This is a genomic window from Janthinobacterium sp. Mn2066, assembly GCF_049319705.1.
In the GTDB taxonomy this organism is placed as follows: Bacteria; Pseudomonadota; Gammaproteobacteria; order Burkholderiales; family Burkholderiaceae_D; genus Janthinobacterium.
The window spans coordinates 135,947-157,483 of record NZ_JBMOUF010000013.1 but is presented as its reverse complement, the minus strand read 5'-3'; the positions used below and the strand labels follow the sequence as shown (position 1 = coordinate 157,483).

The following is a 21,537-nucleotide window of genomic DNA, read 5'->3' as shown; positions in this document are numbered from 1 at the left end:
GGAGTTTATAATTCGGGTCAGTTAGTTGAGTAACACGTTACTAGTAAATGAAAACGGAGAACAAAATGGACTTTAGCATAAAAGCATTCGATACCAAGAGCACCCTGGGCGCTGCCAAAAGCGGATGCATCGCGGTTGCGGTATTCGAAAACAAAAAACTGTCGCCAGCGGCAAAATCGCTGGACAGCAAGGGTGCCATTACGGCTGCGCTGAAGTCCGGCGACATTAGCGGCAAGCCTGGCAGCACGTTGCTGCTGCGCGGCGTGGAAGGTGTCACCGCCGACCGCGTCCTGCTGGTCGGCATGGGCAGCGATGAATCCGTCAGCGAGAAAAGCTTCGCCACCGGCGTGCAGGCCACCTTGAAGGCATTCGGCTCGCTGGGCGCTGCGGACGCCATTATCGCATTACCGCTGCAGGAAGTGAAAGAGCGCGACGTGAATTGGGCGATCCGTTGCGTAGTGCAAGCCGCACACGATAGCGAATATCGCAACGATACGCAAAAGAGCAAGAAAGACCCGGCGCCAGCAGGCGTGCGCAAGATCGTCCTGTCGGCCCCAGCCACCGCTGCCACGCGCGGCGCCCTGGCGCAAGCGATTGCCATTTCCAACGGTTCGGACCTGACCCGCTCCCTGGGCGACCTGCCGGCCAACATCGCCAACCCGACCTACCTGGCCAACACGGCCAAGCAGTTGGCCAAGGATTACAAGTTCGAAGTCGAAGTACTGGACCGCAAACAGCTGGAAGCGCTGAAAATGGGCAGCTTCCTGTCGGTTACCAACGGCAGCGAACAGCCGCCGAAGTTCATCGTCCTGAAACACATGGGCGGCAAGGCCAAGGATGCACCAGTAGTACTGGTTGGCAAAGGCATCACGTTCGACACGGGCGGCATCTCGCTCAAGGCCGGTCCTGGCATGGATGAGATGAAATACGATATGTGCGGCGCCGCGTCGGTACTGGGCACCTTCCGCGCCATCGGCGAAATGAACCTGAAACTGAACGTGATCGGCGTGATCGCCGCCTGCGAAAACATGCCATCGGGCCGCGCCACCAAACCGGGCGACATCGTCACCTCGATGAATGGCCTGACCATCGAAATCCTGAACACGGATGCCGAAGGCCGCCTGGTGCTGTGCGATGCACTGACCTACGCCGAACGTTTCAAGCCGGCAGCCGTGGTCGATATCGCCACCCTGACGGGCGCCTGCGTGATCGCGCTGGGCCACCACAACAGCGGCCTGTTTACACGCAGCGATGCCGCGCATGACGCACTGGCCAACGAACTGCTGGCAGCCGGCAAACAAGCGAGCGACACCGCATGGCGCATGCCGATCGAAGAGGCTTACAACGAGCAGCTGAAATCGAACTTCGCCGACCTGGCCAATATCGGCACGCCAGGCGGCGGTTCGGTGACGGCAGCGGCCTTCCTGGAAAACTTCACCAGGAAGTACACCTGGGCGCATCTGGATATCGCCGGCACGGCCTGGAAATCGGGCGCAGCCAAAGGCGCAACGGGCCGTCCAGTACCATTGCTCACCACCTTCCTGATCAACCGCGTATAAACTGTTGATTCAGAAAAAAAGCCGCCATGACAAATAATCATGGCGGCTTTTTTACGTGTGCGGGATGTATTTAGTAGACCACCGGATCGGGCACCGGTGACGGCGTCACCCTGGGCTGGACCACCGGTTGCGGCGTTGCTTCCAGCGGCGCGGCGACTGGCCTGGCGGCGACAGGAGCGACGGGGGCCGGTGGTGGCGCCAGGCGCGCGGGGTCCTGCATGACGATGGTCAGCACGGACGGGTAATCGAAGCCGGCGCCCGTATTGCGGTCGACAAAATAGCCGACGCCCAGGGTCAGGATCACATTGCCCCATACGCTGCCATTGAGCTTGGGGTCGATGGTGTTATCGGTGGCGATGGCCGGCGAGCCGGTTTTCCGGCAATCGACCTTGAGCGGAGCCTGGCTCTTGCGGATGGTGATGCGGCCGGGCGTGGTAACAAACCACTTGCCCACGTCATTACTGATGATGCAACCGGCGCCAACCAGTTCGCGGTTATCCTGGATGGTTTGCACCAGCACCATCTGGTCCGTGTTGCCGGTCAGGGTGGCGCAGCCGCCCAGCACCGACAGCAATCCAACAGTGGCAATAGCGGTTCGATGGCGCATGGAGGATCAGCGTACGGGGATAGGCTGGTCAGCCGGCACGGCGACGGCGGTGACACTGTTTTTCGGGCTGCCATCGACCAGGCGGTCTGAATACACGAGGTAGACCAGCGCATTGCGCCTGGCGTCCACCATGCGCACCACGCGCACGTGCTTGAAAAAGAGCGAGGCGCGTTCGCTGAAGACTTCTTCCTGCTGCGGCAGCTTGCCCTTGAATTGCAGCGGCCCCACCTGGCGGCAGGCGACGGCCGCATCGGCCTTGTCTTCAGCCAGGCCGACGGCGCCCTTGATGCCGCCCGTCTTGGCGCGCGACAGATAGCAGCTGACGCCGCCCACCCGGGGGTCGTCGTACGCTTCCACCACGATCTTGTGGTCAGGGCCGATCAGCTTGAATACCGTATCGACGGAACCGATCGTTTCAGCCTGCACCGTGGCGCAGGCCAAACCGAGCAGCAAGGCACTGGCCAGCAAAGGTGTTTTCATGAAGTCCGCCGAGTCAGGCATCCGTTGACAGTTCAGTTGATGGGAGCAAAACGCTGTACCATGACGCCCTCGACCTCGATCAGCTGAAAGAACACGTCTTTCGGCCGGGTCCAGATCGAGCCGTCAGCGGCGCGGTAGACGATCATGGGCGTCAAGTCCGATTCCAGCGTGGCTTCGCACACCAGTTCGTAAATGCCGCCCTTGTAATGCCGATAACGCATGGCCGTCCCCTCAAGCTGTGGAATCTTCGCTCTTGTCGTCGGTCAGCGCCTTTTGCTTCATTTTCAGGCCCTGGATCACTTTCAAAATGCTTTCCATGCCGGCAGCGCCATCGGCGCCGCTGAAAGCCTCAAGTACTTCATTGAGCACCTTGTTGCGCACGGCCGCCTCATCGGACGAAATTTCCAGTGCACGCTGCGCCTGGGCTTTGGCCGCTTTTTCAGCCGCACTGACACGCGGCTTGCTAGCCGTCTTGCCATGCGTCAAAGCAGCCTGCCAGATCACCCAGCGGCGCTGGGTTTCAAAAATCAGGTACTCTTCCGGCTTGTCTTCTCTTCGCCGCACAATGTGGCCGTCACGCTGCGCCCACGCTTCAAATGCAGTTCGCATTTTCTTCCTTTGCAAATGCTACGCGCAAGTCTCACTATTAAAACTGCAATATTTCCAAATAGTACCATTTATTGATGCTGCAAAATAGTATCCGAGATGTAGTACTGCAATTTGCATAACAAGTCTGGCGGCGCCTACGGGCGGATTCTGCGATTCGCCCGCGGCGCAGTGGTCATGTAATTCGGAATAGCAATTACAACTGATTCCTACTTGTTTAGTTATAAGCTGCAACAAATCTGTGTGACACAGTTGTTACATTGCGCCATTTTAGTAGTTTTTATCGCGATTTAGCGAGAAACTTTAAGCTTTATCGCATGAAAAAGCGACAGGCGGCGCACCAATCGAAGTACTTATGCCAAATCAAACATAGGGCTTGATCAATCATACACAAAAACATAATATTTATGCGCTACGATTGGCTAAAAATAAATACTTTTTCTATATTAATTTTACCCTAGGGCAAATAAACTTGCACATATTTTCAGTACGAAACAGTGGCCAGGATAAAACAAGCGCCAGGCTGGCAGGACGCTAGTGACACGCATGCGGTAAGATTCGCGCCTATCGTCAGCCCATCAAACAAGGATTTACCCCATGAAACTCGCCACCTGGAACGTCAACTCGCTGAAAGTACGCCTGCCACAAGTGCTGCAGTGGCTGGCCGACAACCCGGTCGACATACTGTGCCTGCAAGAGACCAAACTGACGGATGACAAATTTCCCGTCGCCGAGATCGAAGCGGCTGGCTACCAGGTCGTCTTCAGCGGCCAGAAAACCTATAACGGCGTGGCGATCCTGTCGAAACTGCCGATCACCGACGTGGTGAAAAACAATCCGCTGTATGAAGATGCGCAGCAGCGCATCCTGGCGGCCACCATCGATGGCGTGCGCGTGGTGTGCGCGTATGTACCGAATGGCCAGAGCGTGGACTCCGACAAGTATGAATACAAGCTGGGCTGGCTGGCGTCCCTGCACGACTGGCTGGCCGAAGAAGCGCGCCAGCATCCGCAGCTGGCCGTGGTGGGCGACTACAATATCGCGCCCGAAGACCGCGACGTGCACGATCCGGTCGCCTGGGCCGGCCAGGTCCTGGTATCAGGCAAGGAACGCGCCGCCCTGCAGCGCCTGCTCGACATCGGCCTGGCCGACGCCTTCCGCCTGTTCGAGCAAGCCGACAAATCGTTCAGCTGGTGGGATTACCGCCAACTGGGCTTCCGCCTGAACAAGGGCCTGCGCATCGACCATATTTTGCTGTCGCCCGCCCTGGTATCGCGCTGCAGCGCCTGCATCATCGACAGGGTGCCGCGCAAGTGGGAGCAGCCTTCGGATCATGCTCCCGTGGTAGCCACCATCGATTAAGTTAATCGCCGCTCCAGTAGCGCCTGCACATTCGCTGCAGGCACTGGCGCGGAAAATAAATAGCCCTGCGCATAACGGCAACCGCTGGCCTGCAGCAAGGCGAACTGCTCTTCCGTTTCCACGCCTTCGGCCACGGCCGACAATTGCAGGCTGTCGGCCAGCGCGATGATGGCCGAGACGATGGCGCGGTCTTCCGCGCTCTGTCCCAGGTCCTTGATGAAAGCGCGGTCGATCTTGACCTTCTTGACGGGGAAGCGCTTCAGATACGCCAGGCTGGAATAGCCGGTTCCAAAGTCGTCGATCGACAGGCGCAAGCCCATCGCATTGATCTGCCGCAGGATGTCGAGCGTATGTTCGCCATGCTGCATCAGCGCCGTTTCCGTGATTTCAAACTCCAGCAAAGCCGGATCGATGCCGCTCTCGCGCAGGATGGTGGCAATCGACGCCACCAGCCCCTTGTGCATGAACTGGCGCGGCGACAGATTGACCGCCAGCGGCACCGGCAGCAAGCCCTGCGCCTGCCAGGCCATGCTTTGTTCGCAGGCGCGCCGCATCACCCATTCGCCAACCGGCACGATCAGGCCGTTTTCCTCCATGATGGGAATAAAGCGGTCCGGCAGCACCAGGCCGTGGCCCGGGCGGCGCCAGCGCAGCAGCACTTCCATGCCATGCAGGCTGCGCGTGGCGATATCGATCACGGGCTGGTACACCAGCTCGAACTGGTCTTGCGCCAGCGCCGTGCGCAAGCTGCTTTCCAGGTCAAAATGCAGGGCCGCCGCCTGGTTCATCGCATGCGTGAAAAACTGGTAGTTATTGCGGCCATTGCCCTTGGCGTGATACATGGCCGCGTCGGCATGGCGCATCAGTGCATCGACATCGCCGCCATCGTCCGGATACAGGCAGATGCCGATCGATGGCGTGATATGCAGCACATGGCCGTCGAGCGGAAACGCGGGCATCAGCGATTCGATGATTTTCTCGGCCACGCGCGCCGCTTCATCCGCGCCACGGATGCCGGGCACCAGCACCACGAATTCATCGCCGCCCAGGCGCGCCACCGTATCGCTGGCGCGCACCGCGCGGCACAGCCGGCTGGCCACTTCCTTGAGCAGGCTGTCGCCCGTCATGTGGCCCAGCGAATCGTTGATGGTCTTGAAGCGATCCAGGTCGATGAACATCACGGCCAGCTTGCGCGCCGAGCGCTGCGACGCCAGGATGGCGCGTTCCAGCCGGTCCGTCAGCAGGGCCCGGTTCGGCAAGCCCGTCAGGCTGTCGTGATACGCCATGTGGTGCACGCGCGCCTCGGCCTGGCGCCGCTCGATGATTTCATCCTGCAGCTGGGTGTTGGCGCCGGCCAGTTCGGCCGTGCGTTCGAACACGCGCAACTCCAGTTCATCGCGCGCGCGGCGCACGGCATCGGCCGCCTCGCGGCGCGCCGTCACGTCGTCGACCATCCATACCGACCGGCCATGCACCTGCGCCAGGTCAAACGGCCGGCCCGATAGCCGCGCCCAGAAGCGGCTGCCATCCTTGCGCACCAGCTGGTATTCGGCCATGTGCACGCGGCCCGCCTCGAAATCGCGCGCCGTCTCGCCGCGCGCCGCCTTCCACGAAGCCAGGTCCGGATACAGCGCCTGCACGGAGAGGCGGTTGACTTCGCCCGGCGCATAGCCGAACAGCTCTTCCATCTTGCTGTTGCAGCGCAGGTTGTAGCCGCCCTCCACCACCGCGATGCCCAGCACGGCGCTGTCGAGGATGGCCTGGTTTTCCAGCAGCGCATTGCGCAAGGACTCTTCGGCGCGCTTGGCTTCCGTGCGGTCCTCGATGATCCAGATGGTGCCGGCGCCAGGATCGTCCGGATTGACCACGTAGGCGATCAGTTGCGCCCACAGGGTGGTGCCGTCGCTGCGCTGCATCTCCACTTCGGTCTGGAACGGCTTGCCCACCGACAGGAAGGGAAACGCGGCCGCCCCCAGCATGTCGTAGGAATTCTGCGATACATACAGGGCGCGGCCGGGCATGCCCAGCGCCTCGTCGCCACGGTAGCGGAACATCTCGGCAAAACCCGTGTTGTAGCGCGTGATCAGGCGCTGCTTGGTAAACAGGATGCTGACCGAGGCATTGGTCATGATGGCCGCCACTTCCATCTGCGTCTGGCGGCTGACGCTGACATCCTCGAGTATCCAGATGGCGCCCTCTTCGCTTTGTTCCTGGTCGACGGCATTGGCGCGGATGCGGCACCAGAACAGGCTGCCGTCGCGGCGGCGGAACTGCGCCTCTTCCTGCTCATATGGCAATCCCTGGCCCAGCCGCGGCGCCGCCTGCAGGCCAAACTGGGCATAGGCCTCCGGCGAGGGAAACAGCTCGGCCGCCGCGCGGCCCGTCAGTTCCTGCTGCGTGTAGCCGAACATCTCGGCAAAGCGGGGATTGCAGCGCAGGATCAGGCGCGAGCGCGAAAACAGGATGCCGACCGAGGCATTGTCCAGGATCGCCTGCTGCTCCAGCATGGCGTGGCGCAGCTGGTCCTCGTCGCGGCGGTGTTCGCTGATATCTTCGAGTATCCACACCGTGCCATCGTCAGGATGCAGGGGATCGACGGCGCGGCCATGCAGGCGGCTCCAGAACAAGCTGCCATCCTGGCGCTGCAACTCCAGTTCGGTGCGGAAGGATTTGCCTTTCGATAGCAGCGGCGTGGCCGCCCTGCCCAGTTCCTGGTAGTGCTGCGCCGAGCGGTACAGCGCCACGCTCGGTAGCCGCGTCAGCTGGTGGCGCGCATAACCGAGCATGTCGGCCGCGCGGATATTGCACTCCTCGATGACGCCGGCACGGGTAAACAGGATACCGACGGCCGCGCTTTCCAGAATGGCCTGCTGCTCCAGCAAAGTCTTGCGCAGCGCCTGCTGGTCCAGCTGGCGCACGCTGATATCGGCAAACACCAGGGTCGCGCCCCTGCTGCCGTCAGGGAGCAGCAAAGGCTTGCTCCAGATTTGCACCGCGACGCCACCTTGCAGATTGCTTTCCCAGTGGCGCTCACGCCCTGCCGGGCCCAGTGCGCCACGCAGCATGCTGCTGCTCGACGTCCGGTAAGTATCGCTGAAACAGTCGGCCAGCTGGCGCCCAACCACCTCCATGCCCAACAGCGCGTGCAATGCGCTATTGGCCGCCAGCACCAGGCCACCCGCATCGCAAGCACAGGCGGGCAAGGCAATTAGCTGCAAGGCATCGTCTAGGGTATTGAAGGAAGTCGGCACGCGGTTCATGGTCAGCCATACAGTTTATACACCTGGGCAACACGGTGCTGACAGATCATAGCCCAGTTTCTGTGCATTTCTCCAACTTCCATCGCTAGAGGAGATGCTCTATGCCCGGAAGCAAATCGTTTAGAATAAAGCCATGCGCCGCTCCCCTCTTCCACCGCTCGACCACCGCGACAAGCCCGTCATCTGGACCGTGTCCGTGTCGCGCCTGTTCGACCTGTTCCGCGACATCACCTTGGAATACGACGAGCTGGCCGAGATCGAACCGATCAACCTGGGCTTCGACGATGCAGTGCGCCACATCCGCGAGCGCATGGCCACCGAGCGCTGCGACGCCGTGATTGCCGCCGGCTCGAATGGCGCCTACCTGAAAGGCCGGCTGTCGGTGCCTGTCATCATCGCCAAGGCCAGCGGCTACGACGTGATGCAGGCGCTGGCGCGGGCGCGCCGCATCACGCCGCACATCGGCGTCGTCACCTACCAGGACACCATGCCGGAACTGGGCGAATTTGCCGCCACCTTCGGTTTTGAGCTGGCCCAGCGCACCTACGCCACCGAAGAAGATGCGCGCGCCCAGATCAATGAACTGAAGGCGGCCGGCGTGAAAGCCATCGTCGGTGCAGGCCTGGTGACGGACCTGGCCGAAGAGGCAGGCCTGGGCGCCGTCTTCGTGTATTCGGCCGCCTCGATACGGCGCGCTTTCGATGATGCGCTGGAAATGGCGCGCCTGACCCAGCTCGAATCGAACCGCGGGCGCCGCACTAGCGTGGCCGACACCCTGCGCGCCAAGCATGGCCTGCACGACCTGCGCGGCGAATCGGAAGTCATGGAAGCGCTGCGCCAATCGGTGGTGCTGTTCGGCCGCTCGCCGGCGACAGTGCTGATCCAGGGCGAAACGGGCACCGGCAAGGAACTGGTGGCGCAGGCGATCCACCGCGAAAGCCCGCGCAGCCTGGGCGCCAACCGGCCTTTCCTGGCGATCAACTGCGGCGCCATCGCCGAGTCCTTGCTGGAATCGGAACTGTTCGGCCACGAAGACGGGGCGTTTACGGGCGCGCGGCGCGGCGGCCATGCCGGCCTGTTCGAAGCGGCCAACCACGGCAGCCTGTTCCTCGATGAAATCGGCGAAATGCCGCTGGCCCTGCAAACGCGCTTGCTGCGCGTGCTCGAAGAGCGCGAAGTGGTGCGCGTGGGCGGCACGCGACCGATCGCCATCAATGTGCGCATCATCAGCGCCACCCATTGCGACCTGGAGCAGCGCATCCGCGAAGGCCGCTTCCGCGCCGACCTGTTCTACCGCCTGGCCGTGCTGCGTTTGCACTTGCCCGCCCTGCGCGAACGGGCCAGCGACATCGTCGGCCTGCTCGAGTGGTCGCTGAAAAACGCACTGGCCGCGCTGGGCGCCCGCCCGCATCCCAACCTGCACGCGGAAATTACCGCCTGCGCGCCGCTGCTGCGCCGCTACGGCTGGCCTGGCAATGTGCGCGAACTGCGCAACCTGGCCGAACGCCTGGCGCTATTCCTGGCGGCCGAACCGCTGCAGGCGCTGACACCAGGCTTCATGCTGGCGGTAGCGCCTGAGCTGGCCAGCGCGGCGCCGCAGATTCCCGCTGCCGCTCCGGCACCGCCGCCGCAGGAAAGCGCAGCAGAGGTACTGGCCCGCTTCGGCGGACGCCACGACGCTGCCGCGCAATATATGGGCGTGAGCCGCACCACCTTCTGGCGCCGGCTGCGCGCCGGCTGAAATCCATGGACGACAGGGAGATCCTGCACGGCTTGTGGCAACACTGCACCCAGGGCGGCCCAGCGGCCAACAGCCGGCAGGCAGCCCGGGCGCTGTATGCGCGTGGCATTACACTGGAAGATACCCTGCAATTGCTGTTTCACGCGCAGCCGGCCGAAGACGATTTTCTCAGCTGGATAGCGGCGCGTACCCGCCCTATGCCGGCCGAAGCGCTGCTGCCGCATGCAGACGTGCTGACCGGCGCCGAGCTGCGCTTCTGGGAAGAAAATGGCTACCTGGTGCTGCGCCATGCCGTGCCGCAGGCGCAGTGCCTGGCCGCCCAGGCGGCTATCTGGGACTTTCTGGACGCCCGCCCGGACGATCCGGCATCGTGGTACAAGGCGCACCCTGGCAAGCGGGGACTGATGCTGCAGTTTTCCGATCACCCGGCACTGGCAGCGAACCGGCACAGTGTCCGCATCCGCCGCGCGTACCAGCAGCTGTATGGCAAGCAAGCCATCTACGCCTCGGTCGACAAGACCAGCTTCAATCCACCGGAAAACGACGGCTACCGCTTCATGGGCAGCCCGCTGCACTGGGACACCAGCCTGCAGCAGCCGATCCCGTTCAAGCTGCAAGGCATGCTGTACCTGTCCGACTGCCCGGCCGGGCATGGCGCCTTCCACTGCGTGCCCGGCTTCCATCGCCGCATCGGCGGCTGGCTGGCCAGCGTGCCGCCCGGCCAGGCGCCGCGCGAATGGGCCATCGACCATCTGCATCCCGTGCCTGTCGAAGGCCAGGCCGGCGACTTCATCATCTGGCACCAGGCGCTGCCCCATTGCGCCAGCGCCAACCGCGGCGCCTTTCCCCGCATGGTGCAATACCTGACTTATCTGCCGGAAGATGGCGAAGACCAGGCCTTCTGGATCTGATCGGCAATTCAAGGCTATCACCAGCCTGTAGCACCAAAAAAAAACGCCCGGAAAATATCCCGGGCGTCTGGATCAAAGATGCACCTGTTTTACTTCAAGGCCGGGATCACTTGCGGCTGGAAGCGCGGCAGTGGCTGGTCCTTGAGTTTTTTCGCCAGCAGGTCCAGCGCCACGTCCAGCTGGCGGTCGCCGCCATTGAAGGTGTCGTGCGGCGGATTTTCCACCACCACGTCAGGCACCACGCCCACGCCTTCGATCAGCCATTGTCCATCGACGCCGAACTGGCCATTTTCGGCCACGCGCGCCATGCCGTTGTCGCTCAAACGCGTATTGTCGCTGAGCCACACGCCCGCGCCTGCCGTGCGCTGGCCCACCAGCGGCGCCAGGCCCAGGGCCTTGATGCCGGCAGCGAAAGTCTCGCCATCGGAATAGGTCAGCTCATCGACCAGCACCACCAGATGGCCGCGGAAGCTGTTCTGCATGTTCGGCGATGGCTGCACGCCAGGCGGCGCCCAGTATGCCCATGCCTTGCGCAGCAGTTTTTCGATGACCCAGCTATCGATATTGCCGCCGTTATTGCGGCGCACATCGATGATCAGGCCATCGCGGTTGATATTGGCGTAAAAGTCGCGCGCAAACGAAGCGATGTCGCCGGCCCCCATGGCGCGCAGATGCAGGTAGCCGATGCGCCCTTGCGAGACCTTGGCCACCTGTTCGGCGCGGCTCAGTTCCCAGTCGCCATAACGCAGCGCCGTCTGTTTTCCCATGTTCACCGGCGTGACGATCACGGCGCGTGGCGCGGCATTGCCCCGCTTCACCTGCAGCAGCACCTGCTTGTCGGCCTGGTTCAGCAGCAAATCGCTGATGTCGCGCGCGGCCAGCACGTCCTTGCCATTGACGGCCGTGATCACGTCGCCTTCCTTGACGTCCACTTCGGGACGGGCCAGCGGCGCGCGTTCGGATGGCAGTTCCGGCTCGCTGCGGTAGATATGCTCGACCTTGTAGCCGGCCGCCGTTTTTACCAGTACCGCCCCCAGGCCCGCCGGTGAACCTTCCTGTTCCGTGCGGCGCAATTCGCCAGGGCGGATCTGCGAATGCAGGGCCCCCACTTCGGCCACCATCATGCCCAGCACGTCATTGAGTTCGGCACGGTCCGTCACGCGGTCCACCAGCGGCGCATACTTGAGGCGCGCAGCGTTCCAGTCCACGCCGCGCATCTTGGCGTCGAACAGGAAGTCACGGTGCAAGCGCCAGGCGTCGTTGAACATCTGCTTCCATTCCAGGCGCGGATTGGAAATGAAGGTCCAGTCGTCGATCTTGACCTTGGCTTTCGACAGGTCGCCCGGCAGCTTGGCGCCCGCGTCGATCACCAGCATGTCGCCTGGGCCATTCGGCGCCGCCGTGCGATAGTACAAATGCTTCTTGTCGCGCGCCAGGTCGAAATCGCGCACTCCGGCCACCAGCAGTTCCGGCTTGGAACCGGCATTGCCGATTGCCAGGGTCTTCAGGCTGGACTTGTTTTCGCCCATCTCGCGGTCGAGGAAATACAGCCGCTTGTCATCGACGTCCAGGCCATTGTAATTACCGGCCGGCAGCGGCACTTCGTACAGGCGGTCGGCCAGGCCCGCATACACGATGTCGGGCAAGGCCTTGGGATCCTTCTTCGCAGCCGTCTTGCCGCCGGCTTTTTCCAGCGCCTTTTCGGCAGCCTGCTCGGCGGCCTTTTCATCGTCCGTCTCGGCCGGTTTCACGCCAGGGCGGCTCAGCTCATCGTCAGGCTGGAACGGGAAACGGTTACCCGGCTGCAGCGCCAGCGCATACAGGCCCGTGCGCTTGTCAAATACGGGACCCATATTGCGGTCGCCCCATGGCGAGCCATTGGACAACTTGAAATTGCGGTCAGACAGGAAATACAGCCAGCGGCCGTCAGGCGAGAACACGGGCGAACCCGACATATAACGATCGCTGGTGACGAAATGCAATTGTTTGGAGGCCAGGTTGTACAGGCCGATCTGCTCGCGCTGCTGATCGCTGGCCGGGCGCACCAGGGCCAGGTTGCGGCTGTCGGGCGACCATAACACTTCATCGTGCTTGTCCACGCCGGCCTTGCCCGCGTCATCGATCAGCAGATTGGCCTTGCTGGCCAGGTCCAGCAGCCAGAAGCGGCCCTTTTTGTCCGTGTGCGCCAGCCAGCGGCCGTCCGGCGATGGATACAGTTTCCAGCGGTGGTTGTCGCCCTGCGTGGTCAGGCGCTCGCCCGGCCCGGAGCCATCGGCTGCATACTTCCAGATTTCGTTTTCGCCGGTCGTATCGACGATCGCGAACACGGATTTGTCATCGCTGGAAAACACCGCGTCACGCGCCCGCGCGCCTTCCGGAATGGCGATATCGACCCTGCGCTGGCTGCCCGTGCCGGCGATGCTGACACGGCCGCGCGCCGTGACGATGATGCGCTCATCCTTGCCAGACAGCTGCACGCTGCTCAGGGTATCGAGCGGCGAGCGGATCTGGCGCGCGCGCTGCTGGTCGAAGTCCGACACCAGGCTGATGGCCAGCGGCGATGACGTGGCGGCAGGCGCTGCCAAATCCACTACATGCAGGTCGGCGCCCAGCTGGTAGACGATCTTGCCATCGCCCAGCGACGCATTGCGCACGTCCCAGTCCTTGTAGCTGGTCAGCGCGCGGCGGTCGGAACCGTCGGGCAGCATGCTCCACAGATTGTCGCCGCCGCCCGCATCGCTGATGTAGTACACGCGGCCCTGCCACCACATGGGGCGTTTGTTATTGCCTGCTCGCACAGCCGCATCGGTGATCATGGGTACGGCTTCCGTCTTGCCGTCGAGGTCATAGCGCCACAGCTGGGCGTGGGCGCCGCCACGGTAGTTGCGCACATTGTCATTGGTTGCCGCCAGGCCAAAACGCGTGAAATACAAGGTCTTGCCGGCATCATCGAGCACAGCGTCATTGGCGTCGGCCACGGGGAACACGCGCCGCGTCTGTTTTACGGGATCGATGGCGGCCACCACGCGCCGCGAGGCGGGACCGTCCGTGTTTTGCGTACTGACCAGCACTTCGCCCTGCGCCGTCCAGCCCAGTACCACCACGCCGCCATTATCAAAGGAAATACGGCGCGGCAAACCGCCGGCCAGCGGCATCACGTACGCTTCCTGCGCGCCTTCATACGACGCGGAAAACGCCACCCACAGGCCGTCGCGCGAAATGGCCGCGTTGGTTTCATAGCCGGGATGCGTGGTCAGGCGCTCGGCCTGGCCGCCGCGCACGCTGGTTTTCCACAGGTCGCCCTCGGCCGTGAAGACCACGGTGTCGCCACGGATGGCGGGAAAGCGGAAATAGGCGTTGGAGGCGGTAGCAGCAGCAGCAATATTGGTGGCAGCAGCCGTGGCAGGAGCCGTGGCAGCAGCAGCGGCCAGGGCTTGCGTGGCGGCCGTGCCCAGCAAGCCGGCGGACAATAACAGTAAGGCAAGCGTACGGGAAATTTTCATGGGAGCGATCGTCAATCTTTTTATGAAATAGCGGTCATGGAAACAAAACGACGTGGGACAGGGCCGACATCGGAGCATGATTCTTGCATAGCTTGCGCAATTGCAATACTAATTTTCGGCGAGGTGCATAAATGCAACACAGTTGCGAAATTAGCGAAACACGCAAAAAAACCCGCGCCACTTGCGTGGGCGGGTTTTTATGACAACGATTTCTATCTTGCGCTTATTCTACTTCCACCGTTTCCGGGGCAGCCGTCGGCGCCGCATCAGGCGGTTCCGGGAACTCCAGCAAGACCTGGTCCTTGTCGTTCAGGTCGACCGTGACCTTGCCACCGGACACCAGGCGGCCGAACAGCAGTTCGTCGGCCAGCGCCTTGCGGATCATGTCCTGGATCAAACGTGCCATCGGACGCGCCCCCATGAGCGGATCGAAACCTTTCTTGCCGAGGAAGGCACGCAGCTTTTCCGTGAAGATGGCTTCGACCTTTTTCTCGTGCAACTGCTCTTCCAGCTGCATCAGGAACTTGTCGACCACGCGCAGGATGATTTCCTGGTCCAGCGCGCGGAAGCTGATGGTCGCATCGATACGGTTGCGGAACTCCGGCGTAAACATGCGCTTGATGTCGGCCATCTCGTCGCCCGCCTGTTTCGAGGTGGTGAAACCGATGGAGGCCTTTTGCAGGCTTTCCGCACCCGCATTGGTGGTCATGATGATGATCACGTTGCGGAAATCGGCTTTGCGGCCATTGTTGTCCGTCAAGGTGCCATGGTCCATCACTTGCAGCAGGATATTGAAAATGTCCGGATGGGCTTTTTCAATTTCATCGAGCAGCAGCACCGCATGCGGTTTCTTGGTGATCGCTTCGGTCAGCAGGCCGCCCTGGTCGAAACCGACGTAGCCCGGCGGCGCGCCGATCAGGCGGCTGACGGCATGGCGTTCCATGTATTCCGACATGTCGAAACGGATCAGCTCGATACCGAGGATGAAGGCCAGCTGTTTCGCCACTTCGGTCTTGCCGACGCCGGTCGGACCGGAGAACAGGAAGGAGCCGATCGGCTTGTCCGTCTTGCCCAGGCCGGCGCGCGCCATCTTGATGGCCGAGGCCAGCGCTTCGATGGCCGGGTCCTGGCCGAACACCACGTTGCGCAAATCGCGGTCGATGGTTTGCAGCTTGCTGCGGTCGTCCTGGTTGACGGTTTGCGGCGGAATACGGGCGATCTTGGCGATGATGTCCTCGATCTCCGTCTTGCCGATGGTTTTCTTTTGCTTCGACTTCGGCAAGATGCGCTGTGCCGCACCCGCTTCATCGATCACGTCGATCGCCTTGTCGGGCAAATGGCGGTCGTTGATGAAGCGCGCCGCCAGTTCGGCTGCCGTCGACAGGGCCGAGGCCGAGTATTTCACGCCATGGTGTTCTTCGAAGCGCGATTTCAGGCCGCGCAGGATCTGCACGGTCTGCTCGACGGTCGGTTCGTTGACGTCGACCTTCTGGAAGCGGCGCGACAAGGCATGGTCTTTTTCGAACACGCCACGGAATTCCGTGTAGGTGGTCGCACCGATGCATTTCAGCTGGCCATTCGCCAGAGCCGGTTTCAGCAGGTTCGATGCATCCAGGGTACCGCCCGAGGCCGAACCGGCGCCGATGATGGTGTGGATTTCGTCGATGAACAGGATGCCGTTCGGATTGTCTTTCAGCTGCTTCAGCACGGCCTTCAGGCGCTGTTCGAAATCGCCGCGGTATTTGGTACCGGCCAGCAAGGCGCCCATGTCCAGCGAATACACGACGGCATTCTGCAGGATTTCCGGCACGTCGCTTTGCGTGATACGGTAGGCCAGGCCTTCGGCGATGGCCGTCTTGCCCACGCCGGCCTCGCCGACCAGCAGCGGATTGTTCTTGCGGCGGCGGCACAGGATCTGGATCACGCGGTCGACTTCGTCTTCACGGCCGATCAGCGGATCGATCTTGCCTTCGGCGGCGGCCTTGTTCAGGTTTTGCGTGAACTGGTCGAGCGGGCTTTCTTTCGGCTGGCCATCGACAGGCGCTTCTTCCACGCCGTCCGAGGCTTTCGCGCTTTCGGTCGACTGGTCCTTGCGCACGCCGTGCGAAATGAAATTGACCACGTCCAGGCGCGTCACGCCCTGCTGGTGCAGGTAGTAAACAGCGTGCGAATCTTTTTCGCCGAAGATGGCCACCAGCACATTGGCGCCGGTGACTTCCTTCTTGCCGTTCGAAGCGGACTGGACATGCATGATGGCGCGCTGGATCACGCGCTGGAAACCAAGCGTCGGCTGGGTGTCGACTTCGCCCGTGCCAGGCACGGTCGGCGTGTTATCGCCGATGAAATTGGTGAGGGTCTTGCGCAGGTCATCAATATTGACCGCGCAGGCACGCAATACCTCAGCAGCGGAGGGATTATCCAGCAGTGCCAGCAGTAGATGCTCAACCGTAATGAATTCGTGCCGTGCCTGCCGAGCTTCGACAAACGCCATGTGCAAACTTACTTCTAATTCCTGCGCAATCATACTTCCTCCATCACGCACTGCAGGGGATGCCCCGCCTTGCGCGCATGCGTTAAAACGAACTCCACTTTGGTACACGCTATATCTTTAGAGAACACGCCGCACACTCCTTTGCCGTAGCGATGAACACTGAGCATGATTTGCGTCGCCGTTTCACGGTCCTTGTTGAAATACTCCTGAATGATGGCCACCACGAATTCCATCGGGGTGTAATCGTCATTGAGCAAGGCCACCTGGTAGAGCGGCGGCGGCTTGAGGACTTGCCGCTCCAGCAGGGTTTCTGTGTCGTGCTTGGTTGCCATACGCTTATTCTAATGCTTTCACAGTGGTTGTCATGCGCAATATCTGCGCGTTTCCAATTGTTTTCAATCTTACGCGTTTTCTCAATACTGCGCAGATGGCGATACTGCTGCCAAAATCAAGAGTTGCTTTTTTATCGCATGTGGAGATTTTGGCAATATCAATGGAAAAGCGCTTGACTTCATTATTTATTCCGCCAACAATGCTGTATCGACTGTTGCAGTAATGTACAGCTTGATAAGAAGTGAGACGTCGAGGAGGGGGCAAGAAGCTTCTTGCTTTTATGGCTCGTGTGATTTGTTTTAATTTTGAAAGTTCTTTTTATGGCAACAGGTACAGTTAAGTGGTTCAATGATTCCAAAGGTTTTGGCTTCATCACCCCAGATGACGGCGGCGAAGATTTGTTTGCTCACTTCTCCGCAATCAACATGAACGGTTTCAAGACCCTCAAAGAAGGTCAAAAAGTTCAATTCGAAGTCACGCAAGGCCCTAAAGGCAAGCAAGCTTCCAACATCCAGGCAGGTTAAGCAAGTCCAGCCCTCAGATGTGTAAAAAACCCCGTTTCTGCGAATCGGGGTTTTTTTTCGCCTGCAGGGCGCGTGCGCCCTGCCCTCGCCGTCACATCTGCGCGATCATGGTCTCGCCAAAGCCCGAGCACGACACTTGCGTCGCGCCTTCCATCTGGCGCGCAAAATCGTAGGTGACGCGCTTGATGGCGATCGATTTCTGCATCGCCGCAATCACCAGTCCGGCCGCCTCCACCCAGCCCAGGTGGCGCAGCATCATTTCCGCCGACAGGATCAGCGAGCCGGGATTCACATAATCCTTGCCCGCATACTTGGGCGAAGTACCGTGGGTCGCTTCGAACATGGCCACCGAATCGGACAGATTGGCGCCCGGCGCGATACCGATGCCGCCCACTTGCGCGGCCAGCGCGTCCGACATGTAGTCGCCATTCAGGTTCAGGGTGGCGATCACGCTGTATTCAGCCGGGCGCAACAGGATCTGCTGCAGGAAAGCATCGGCAATCGAATCCTTGATCACAATATCGCGGCCCGTCTTCGGATTCCTGAACTTGCACCATGGACCGCCGTCGATCAATTGCGCGCCGAATTCCTTTTGCGCCAGCGCATACGCCCAATCGCGGAAGCCGCCTTCCGTGTACTTCATGATGTTGCCCTTGTGGACGATCGTCACGGATGGCTTGTCATGATCGATCGCGTACTGGATCGCCTTGCGCACCAGGCGTTCGGTGCCTTCGATCGACACCGGCTTGATGCCGATGCCCGAGGTTTCCGGGAAGCGGATGCTGGTAACGCCCATTTCCCTGACCAGGAAGTCGATCAGCTTCTTGGCGCCTTCGGACCCTTGCTGGTATTCGATGCCGGCATAGATGTCTTCCGAATTTTCACGGAAGATGACCATGTCCGTCTTTTCCGGCTCTTTCAACGGCGAAGGCACGCCCTTGAAATAACGCACCGGGCGCAGGCACACATACAGGTCCAGCTTCTGGCGCAGCGACACGTTCAGCGAACGGATGCCGCCACCGACCGGCGTCGTCAATGGCCCCTTGATCGACACGACATATTCTTTCAGCGCAGCCAGGGTTTCTTCCGGCAGCCACACATCGGAGCCGTATACCTGGGTCGATTTTTCACCTGCAAAAATTTCCATCCAGTGGATCTTGCGCTGGCCCTCATAGGCCTTGGCGACGGCCGCATCGATCACCTTGATCATCACGGGGGTGACATCGATGCCCGTGCCATCGCCCTGGATATAAGGAATAATGGGATTATCGGGAACATTGAGCGAAAAATCGGCGTTGACGGTGATTTTTTGGCCGTCAGCAGGTACAGTGATATGTTGATACATCGTAATCTCCGAAGTGGGAAGCACTCTGCAATGGCAGAGTTGTAAAACCATTAGCGTACATGACAGCAATAACGCACTTTAGCAGGGATAGCACACCCAGGTCATGCGCAGCGCAATTCCGACCCACTCAGCATAGAATTTCATCAGCACCGAACCACCTACTTTCACCATGCCACTCATTTTATTTAACAAACCGTTCCAGGTCCTGTGCCAGTTTTCCCCGCAAGAAGGCAAGGCGACCCTGGCCGACCACCTGTCGATACCCGGCATTTATCCGGCCGGCCGGCTCGATGCCGACAGCGAAGGCTTGCTGCTGCTGACCGACGACGGCCGCCTGCAGCACGACATCAGCCACCCCGACCGCAAGGAGGCAAAAACCTATCTGGTGCAAGTCGATGGCGTACCCGATGCGGCCAGCCTGGCGCGCCTGCAGGCGCCGCTGGACCTGGGCGATTTCATCACCAAGCCTTGCCATGCCGTGCGCATCGCCGAACCGGAATGGCTGTGGCCGCGCCATCCTCCTATCCGCACACGCGCCGAACAGCCTACGTCCTGGCTGGCGATCACGCTCAAGGAAGGCAAGAACCGCCAGGTGCGGCGCATGACGGCCGCCGTCGGCCTGCCCACCCTGCGCCTGGTGCGCAGCGCGATCGGCCCGTTTTCCCTGGCCAGCCACCCGCTGATGCCGGGCGAATGGTGTGAAGTACCGGCCCAGGCCATCGGCAAATAAGCACCGCCAGCGCAAGGGAAAGCGGCCCATGCCGGTCAGGATGGCAGGCGGCATGGCAGGCATCTGCTTAGTAAAAAATTATTTACCAACAAGCACTATTTATTTCTAGATAATACGTTAAAATCATCGTCACCCTCATGACCACAAAGGAATGACGATGTCGAAAGTTACACTCAGCCTGGTATTTTCCCTGCTTGCCAGTACCGCCTTCGCACAATCGGGCGCACGCGTGGCTGCCTCCGCCGGCACCGATGCGGCGCGCCCCCAGCCAGCCGCCGCCACGGTTGATGCATCGGCCGGCACGGATGCACCGCGCGCGCAAAGCCCCGCTTCCGCATCGCTCAAGGCTTCCGCCGGCACCGACGCCGCACGTCCGGCTGCCGCTTCCGTGAATGCGTCGGCCGGCACCGATGCGCCACGCGCCAAGCGCCCAGCCGCTGCAACCGTCGACGCCTCGGCCGGTACCGACGCCGCGCGCCCGAAACGTCCTGCCGCTGCCTCGTTTGACGCTTCCGCCGGCACCGACGCTGCACGCCCGGCCGCCGCTTCCGTGAATGCTTCGGCCGGCACGGATGCGCCACGCGCCAAGCGTCCAGCCGCCGCAACCGTCGACGCCTCGGCCGGTACCGACGCCGCGCGTCCGAAACGTCCTGCCGCTGCCTCGTTTGATGCTTCCGCCGGCACCGATGCTGCGCGCCCGGCTGCCGCTACGGTTGACGCCTCGGCCGGCACCGATGCGCCAAAACGCCTGATTCCACAGGCACGCAAAAACAAGCAGCAGCCTGACGCCGCCAAACCGGCAAATTAAGGCTGGCTTGCTGCGGCCGCCGGCGCTTGTTCCAGGCCGGCGTGCTGCAGCAATATTGCAACAAATTCATGCCGCACGCCCTGCCTGGCGACACCCGCAACAGCATGCGCTTGACGCACCGCGCGCCAGCATGGCTTAATCGCCGCTTCTCTTGCTACCACGCATCAGCGCATCCGCTCCCCATGAAAAATCCCTACCTCCGTTTCAGTCTGGCGATTGCATTGGCGGCCTGCGCCAGCGGCGCCATGGCGCAGTCATTGAAAACCACACAGTTGTCGGCCGGCATGCACCTGATCCAGGCGGAAGTGGCCGCCACCGACGACCAGCGCGAACTGGGCCTGATGTACCGCGAAAAACTGGCCGCCAATGCGGGCATGCTGTTCGTCTTCGGGGCACCTGCCACGCAGTGCATGTGGATGAAAAATACGCCGCTGCCGCTGTCGGTCGCCTTCATCGACGCCACCGGCAAGATCGTCAATATCGAAGACATGCAGCCGCACACGCTCGACAGCCATTGTTCGACCAAGGGCGTGCCGGTGCGCTATGCGCTGGAGATGAACCTGGGCTGGTTCAGGCAAAAGAATATCAAGCCGGGCATCACGATAGGCAATCTGCCGCCATTGCGATAAACCTGTAGCCGGGATGCGCCGCAAGCCGGCGATTTTCCCTATCAAAAATCAATGCAGAAACGCGAAAAAACCCGCCAGAACGAATCTGCGGGTTTTTGCTTTTTACCAGTGCCAGCGGACTGGCACAGGCAAGGCCGCCTTGGCGGCTTGCCTGCCGGCTAATATTAAGCGGACAGTGCTTTCAAAGCAGCTGCCAGACGGCTCTTATGGCGAGCTGCCTTGTTTTTGTGGATGATCTTCTTGTCAGCGATACGGTCGATGGTCGACACGGATGCCTGGAAGATTGCAGCAGCAGCTGCCTTGTCACCGCCTTGGATCGCTTTGCGAGCAGCTTTGATAGCCGTGCGCAAGGTCGAACGTTGGGACGAATTGTGTGCGTTTTGCTTAACTGCTTGACGAGCGCGTTTGCGCGCTTGTGCGGTATTTGCCATGGAATTTCCTAAAACAGGGTCAAAGTGCGTTTGCAAACATTAGTGTTTGCCAACCGGTGCGTTCTGTGCGTCTGCCGAACCATGTGTGCCAAACCAGTGCCTGTCAAACATTAGTGTCTGCGTAACAGAATTCTGTACAGCCTTCGATTATAGCGATAATTTGCAGCAGAGGCAATTCAAAAAACCGACTATCGTCGCCAAAACAGCCAAAAACGGG

General features: G+C 61.0%; 18 protein-coding genes. 8 read left to right on the top strand and 10 right to left on the bottom strand.

From position 1 onward, the window contains the following. The first annotated feature begins 65 nt into the window (after nt 1-65). Complete coding sequence (locus ACL9RI_RS23495; protein WP_422728896.1) at nt 66-1,559, top strand: leucyl aminopeptidase; 1,494 nt, start codon at nt 66-68, stop codon at nt 1,557-1,559. A gap of 70 nt (nt 1,560-1,629) precedes the next feature. Here the strand turns inward: ACL9RI_RS23495 and ACL9RI_RS23490 are convergent, their stop codons facing one another. The 4 genes from ACL9RI_RS23490 to ACL9RI_RS23475 are packed head-to-tail and all read right to left on the bottom strand — an operon-like array spanning nt 1,630 to nt 3,255. Further along, entirely contained in the window at nt 1,630-2,166 is a 537-nt protein-coding gene (locus ACL9RI_RS23490) for a hypothetical protein (protein WP_422728895.1), read from the bottom strand. Nucleotides 2,167-2,172: 6 nt separating this feature from the next. Continuing rightward, complete coding sequence (locus ACL9RI_RS23485) at nt 2,173-2,646, bottom strand: CreA family protein (protein WP_422728894.1); 474 nt, start codon at nt 2,644-2,646, stop codon at nt 2,173-2,175. Between the two features lie 32 nt (nt 2,647-2,678). Beyond that, entirely contained in the window at nt 2,679-2,867 is a 189-nt protein-coding gene (locus ACL9RI_RS23480) for a DUF1653 domain-containing protein (RefSeq protein ID WP_065306721.1), read from the bottom strand. 10 nt (nt 2,868-2,877) lie between these two features. Continuing rightward, the gene (locus ACL9RI_RS23475) at nt 2,878-3,255 is read right to left on the bottom strand and encodes a hypothetical protein (RefSeq protein ID WP_422728893.1); all 378 of its coding nucleotides are present in this window, start codon (nt 3,253-3,255) and stop codon (nt 2,878-2,880) included. Nucleotides 3,256-3,849: 594 nt separating this feature from the next. Here ACL9RI_RS23475 and xth point away from each other — a divergent pair. Further along, entirely contained in the window at nt 3,850-4,614 is a 765-nt protein-coding gene (gene xth / locus ACL9RI_RS23470; RefSeq protein ID WP_422728892.1) for an exodeoxyribonuclease III, read from the top strand. Here xth and ACL9RI_RS23465 read toward each other — a convergent pair. Then, the gene (locus ACL9RI_RS23465) at nt 4,611-7,874 is read right to left on the bottom strand and encodes an EAL domain-containing protein (protein ID WP_422728891.1); all 3,264 of its coding nucleotides are present in this window, start codon (nt 7,872-7,874) and stop codon (nt 4,611-4,613) included. The two genes, xth and ACL9RI_RS23465, sit on opposite strands and share 4 nt — an antisense overlap. A gap of 133 nt (nt 7,875-8,007) precedes the next feature. Between ACL9RI_RS23465 and prpR the strand changes: the two genes are divergently transcribed. Together prpR and ACL9RI_RS23455 are read left to right on the top strand one after the other, a co-directional pair. Beyond that, nucleotides 8,008-9,615, top strand: coding sequence for a propionate catabolism operon regulatory protein PrpR (gene prpR / locus ACL9RI_RS23460; protein ID WP_422728890.1), 1,608 nt, complete (start codon nt 8,008-8,010; stop codon nt 9,613-9,615). Between the two features lie 5 nt (nt 9,616-9,620). After that, complete coding sequence (locus ACL9RI_RS23455) at nt 9,621-10,526, top strand: phytanoyl-CoA dioxygenase family protein (RefSeq protein ID WP_422728889.1); 906 nt, start codon at nt 9,621-9,623, stop codon at nt 10,524-10,526. Between the two features lie 89 nt (nt 10,527-10,615). Here the strand turns inward: ACL9RI_RS23455 and ACL9RI_RS23450 are convergent, their stop codons facing one another. The 3 genes from ACL9RI_RS23450 to clpS all read right to left on the bottom strand — a co-directional run bounded on the left by ACL9RI_RS23450 (nt 10,616) and on the right by clpS (nt 16,852). Beyond that, on the bottom strand, nt 10,616-14,029 hold the full coding sequence (locus ACL9RI_RS23450) for a S41 family peptidase (protein WP_422728888.1): 3,414 nt from the start codon (nt 14,027-14,029) through the stop codon (nt 10,616-10,618). A gap of 223 nt (nt 14,030-14,252) precedes the next feature. After that, nucleotides 14,253-16,553, bottom strand: a complete 2,301-nt coding sequence (gene clpA, locus ACL9RI_RS23445) for an ATP-dependent Clp protease ATP-binding subunit ClpA (RefSeq protein ID WP_183678230.1) — start codon at nt 16,551-16,553, stop codon at nt 14,253-14,255. Continuing rightward, complete coding sequence (gene clpS, locus ACL9RI_RS23440; protein ID WP_034751577.1) at nt 16,550-16,852, bottom strand: ATP-dependent Clp protease adapter ClpS; 303 nt, start codon at nt 16,850-16,852, stop codon at nt 16,550-16,552. The genes clpA and clpS overlap by 4 nt, the downstream gene beginning before the upstream one ends. 321 nt (nt 16,853-17,173) lie before the next feature. Between clpS and cspE the strand changes: the two genes are divergently transcribed. Further along, on the top strand, nt 17,174-17,377 hold the full coding sequence (gene cspE / locus ACL9RI_RS23435; protein ID WP_038495037.1) for a transcription antiterminator/RNA stability regulator CspE: 204 nt from the start codon (nt 17,174-17,176) through the stop codon (nt 17,375-17,377). A gap of 91 nt (nt 17,378-17,468) precedes the next feature. Here cspE and icd read toward each other — a convergent pair whose 3' ends face one another. Next, nucleotides 17,469-18,722 (bottom strand): NADP-dependent isocitrate dehydrogenase, encoded by a 1,254-nt coding sequence (gene icd, locus ACL9RI_RS23430; RefSeq protein WP_422728887.1) that lies wholly within the window; start codon nt 18,720-18,722, stop codon nt 17,469-17,471. 169 nt (nt 18,723-18,891) lie between these two features. On the opposite strand from icd, the gene ACL9RI_RS23425 reads away from it, so the two are divergent. From ACL9RI_RS23425 to ACL9RI_RS23415, 3 genes are all read left to right on the top strand, one after another. Further along, nucleotides 18,892-19,452: a pseudouridine synthase gene (locus ACL9RI_RS23425; RefSeq protein ID WP_422728886.1), complete on the top strand. Its 561-nt coding sequence runs from the start codon at nt 18,892-18,894 to the stop codon at nt 19,450-19,452. Between the two features lie 157 nt (nt 19,453-19,609). Continuing rightward, entirely contained in the window at nt 19,610-20,260 is a 651-nt protein-coding gene (locus ACL9RI_RS23420; protein WP_422728885.1) for a hypothetical protein, read from the top strand. A gap of 182 nt (nt 20,261-20,442) precedes the next feature. After that, complete coding sequence (locus ACL9RI_RS23415) at nt 20,443-20,889, top strand: DUF192 domain-containing protein (protein ID WP_422728884.1); 447 nt, start codon at nt 20,443-20,445, stop codon at nt 20,887-20,889. A gap of 164 nt (nt 20,890-21,053) precedes the next feature. Here ACL9RI_RS23415 and rpsT read toward each other — a convergent pair whose 3' ends face one another. After that, nucleotides 21,054-21,320, bottom strand: coding sequence for a 30S ribosomal protein S20 (rpsT, locus tag ACL9RI_RS23410; protein ID WP_010395935.1), 267 nt, complete (start codon nt 21,318-21,320; stop codon nt 21,054-21,056). Nucleotides 21,321-21,537: the final 217 nt, after the last annotated feature.

Excerpts from the sequence above, each read along its gene's own strand:
- ACL9RI_RS23485 (WP_422728894.1), bottom strand. The coding sequence starts at position 2,646 with ATGAAAACACCTTTGCTGGCCAGTGCCTTGCTGCTCGGTTTGGCCTGC.
- ACL9RI_RS23425 (WP_422728886.1), top strand. The coding sequence starts at position 18,892 with ATGCCACTCATTTTATTTAACAAACCGTTCCAGGTCCTGTGCCAGTTT.
- rpsT (WP_010395935.1), bottom strand. The coding sequence starts at position 21,320 with ATGGCAAATACCGCACAAGCGCGCAAACGCGCTCGTCAAGCAGTTAAG.
- xth (WP_422728892.1), top strand. The coding sequence starts at position 3,850 with ATGAAACTCGCCACCTGGAACGTCAACTCGCTGAAAGTACGCCTGCCA.
- clpS (WP_034751577.1), bottom strand. The coding sequence starts at position 16,852 with ATGGCAACCAAGCACGACACAGAAACCCTGCTGGAGCGGCAAGTCCTC.
- ACL9RI_RS23450 (WP_422728888.1), bottom strand. The coding sequence starts at position 14,029 with ATGAAAATTTCCCGTACGCTTGCCTTACTGTTATTGTCCGCCGGCTTG.
- ACL9RI_RS23480 (WP_065306721.1), bottom strand. The coding sequence starts at position 2,867 with ATGCGTTATCGGCATTACAAGGGCGGCATTTACGAACTGGTGTGCGAA.
- ACL9RI_RS23475 (WP_422728893.1), bottom strand. The coding sequence starts at position 3,255 with ATGCGAACTGCATTTGAAGCGTGGGCGCAGCGTGACGGCCACATTGTG.
- ACL9RI_RS23455 (WP_422728889.1), top strand. The coding sequence starts at position 9,621 with ATGGACGACAGGGAGATCCTGCACGGCTTGTGGCAACACTGCACCCAG.
- ACL9RI_RS23495 (WP_422728896.1), top strand. The coding sequence starts at position 66 with ATGGACTTTAGCATAAAAGCATTCGATACCAAGAGCACCCTGGGCGCT.
- cspE (WP_038495037.1), top strand. The coding sequence starts at position 17,174 with ATGGCAACAGGTACAGTTAAGTGGTTCAATGATTCCAAAGGTTTTGGC.
- ACL9RI_RS23465 (WP_422728891.1), bottom strand. The coding sequence starts at position 7,874 with ATGAACCGCGTGCCGACTTCCTTCAATACCCTAGACGATGCCTTGCAG.
- ACL9RI_RS23415 (WP_422728884.1), top strand. The coding sequence starts at position 20,443 with ATGAAAAATCCCTACCTCCGTTTCAGTCTGGCGATTGCATTGGCGGCC.
- ACL9RI_RS23490 (WP_422728895.1), bottom strand. The coding sequence starts at position 2,166 with ATGCGCCATCGAACCGCTATTGCCACTGTTGGATTGCTGTCGGTGCTG.
- ACL9RI_RS23420 (WP_422728885.1), top strand. The coding sequence starts at position 19,610 with ATGTCGAAAGTTACACTCAGCCTGGTATTTTCCCTGCTTGCCAGTACC.
- icd (WP_422728887.1), bottom strand. The coding sequence starts at position 18,722 with ATGTATCAACATATCACTGTACCTGCTGACGGCCAAAAAATCACCGTC.
- prpR (WP_422728890.1), top strand. The coding sequence starts at position 8,008 with ATGCGCCGCTCCCCTCTTCCACCGCTCGACCACCGCGACAAGCCCGTC.
- clpA (WP_183678230.1), bottom strand. The coding sequence starts at position 16,553 with ATGATTGCGCAGGAATTAGAAGTAAGTTTGCACATGGCGTTTGTCGAA.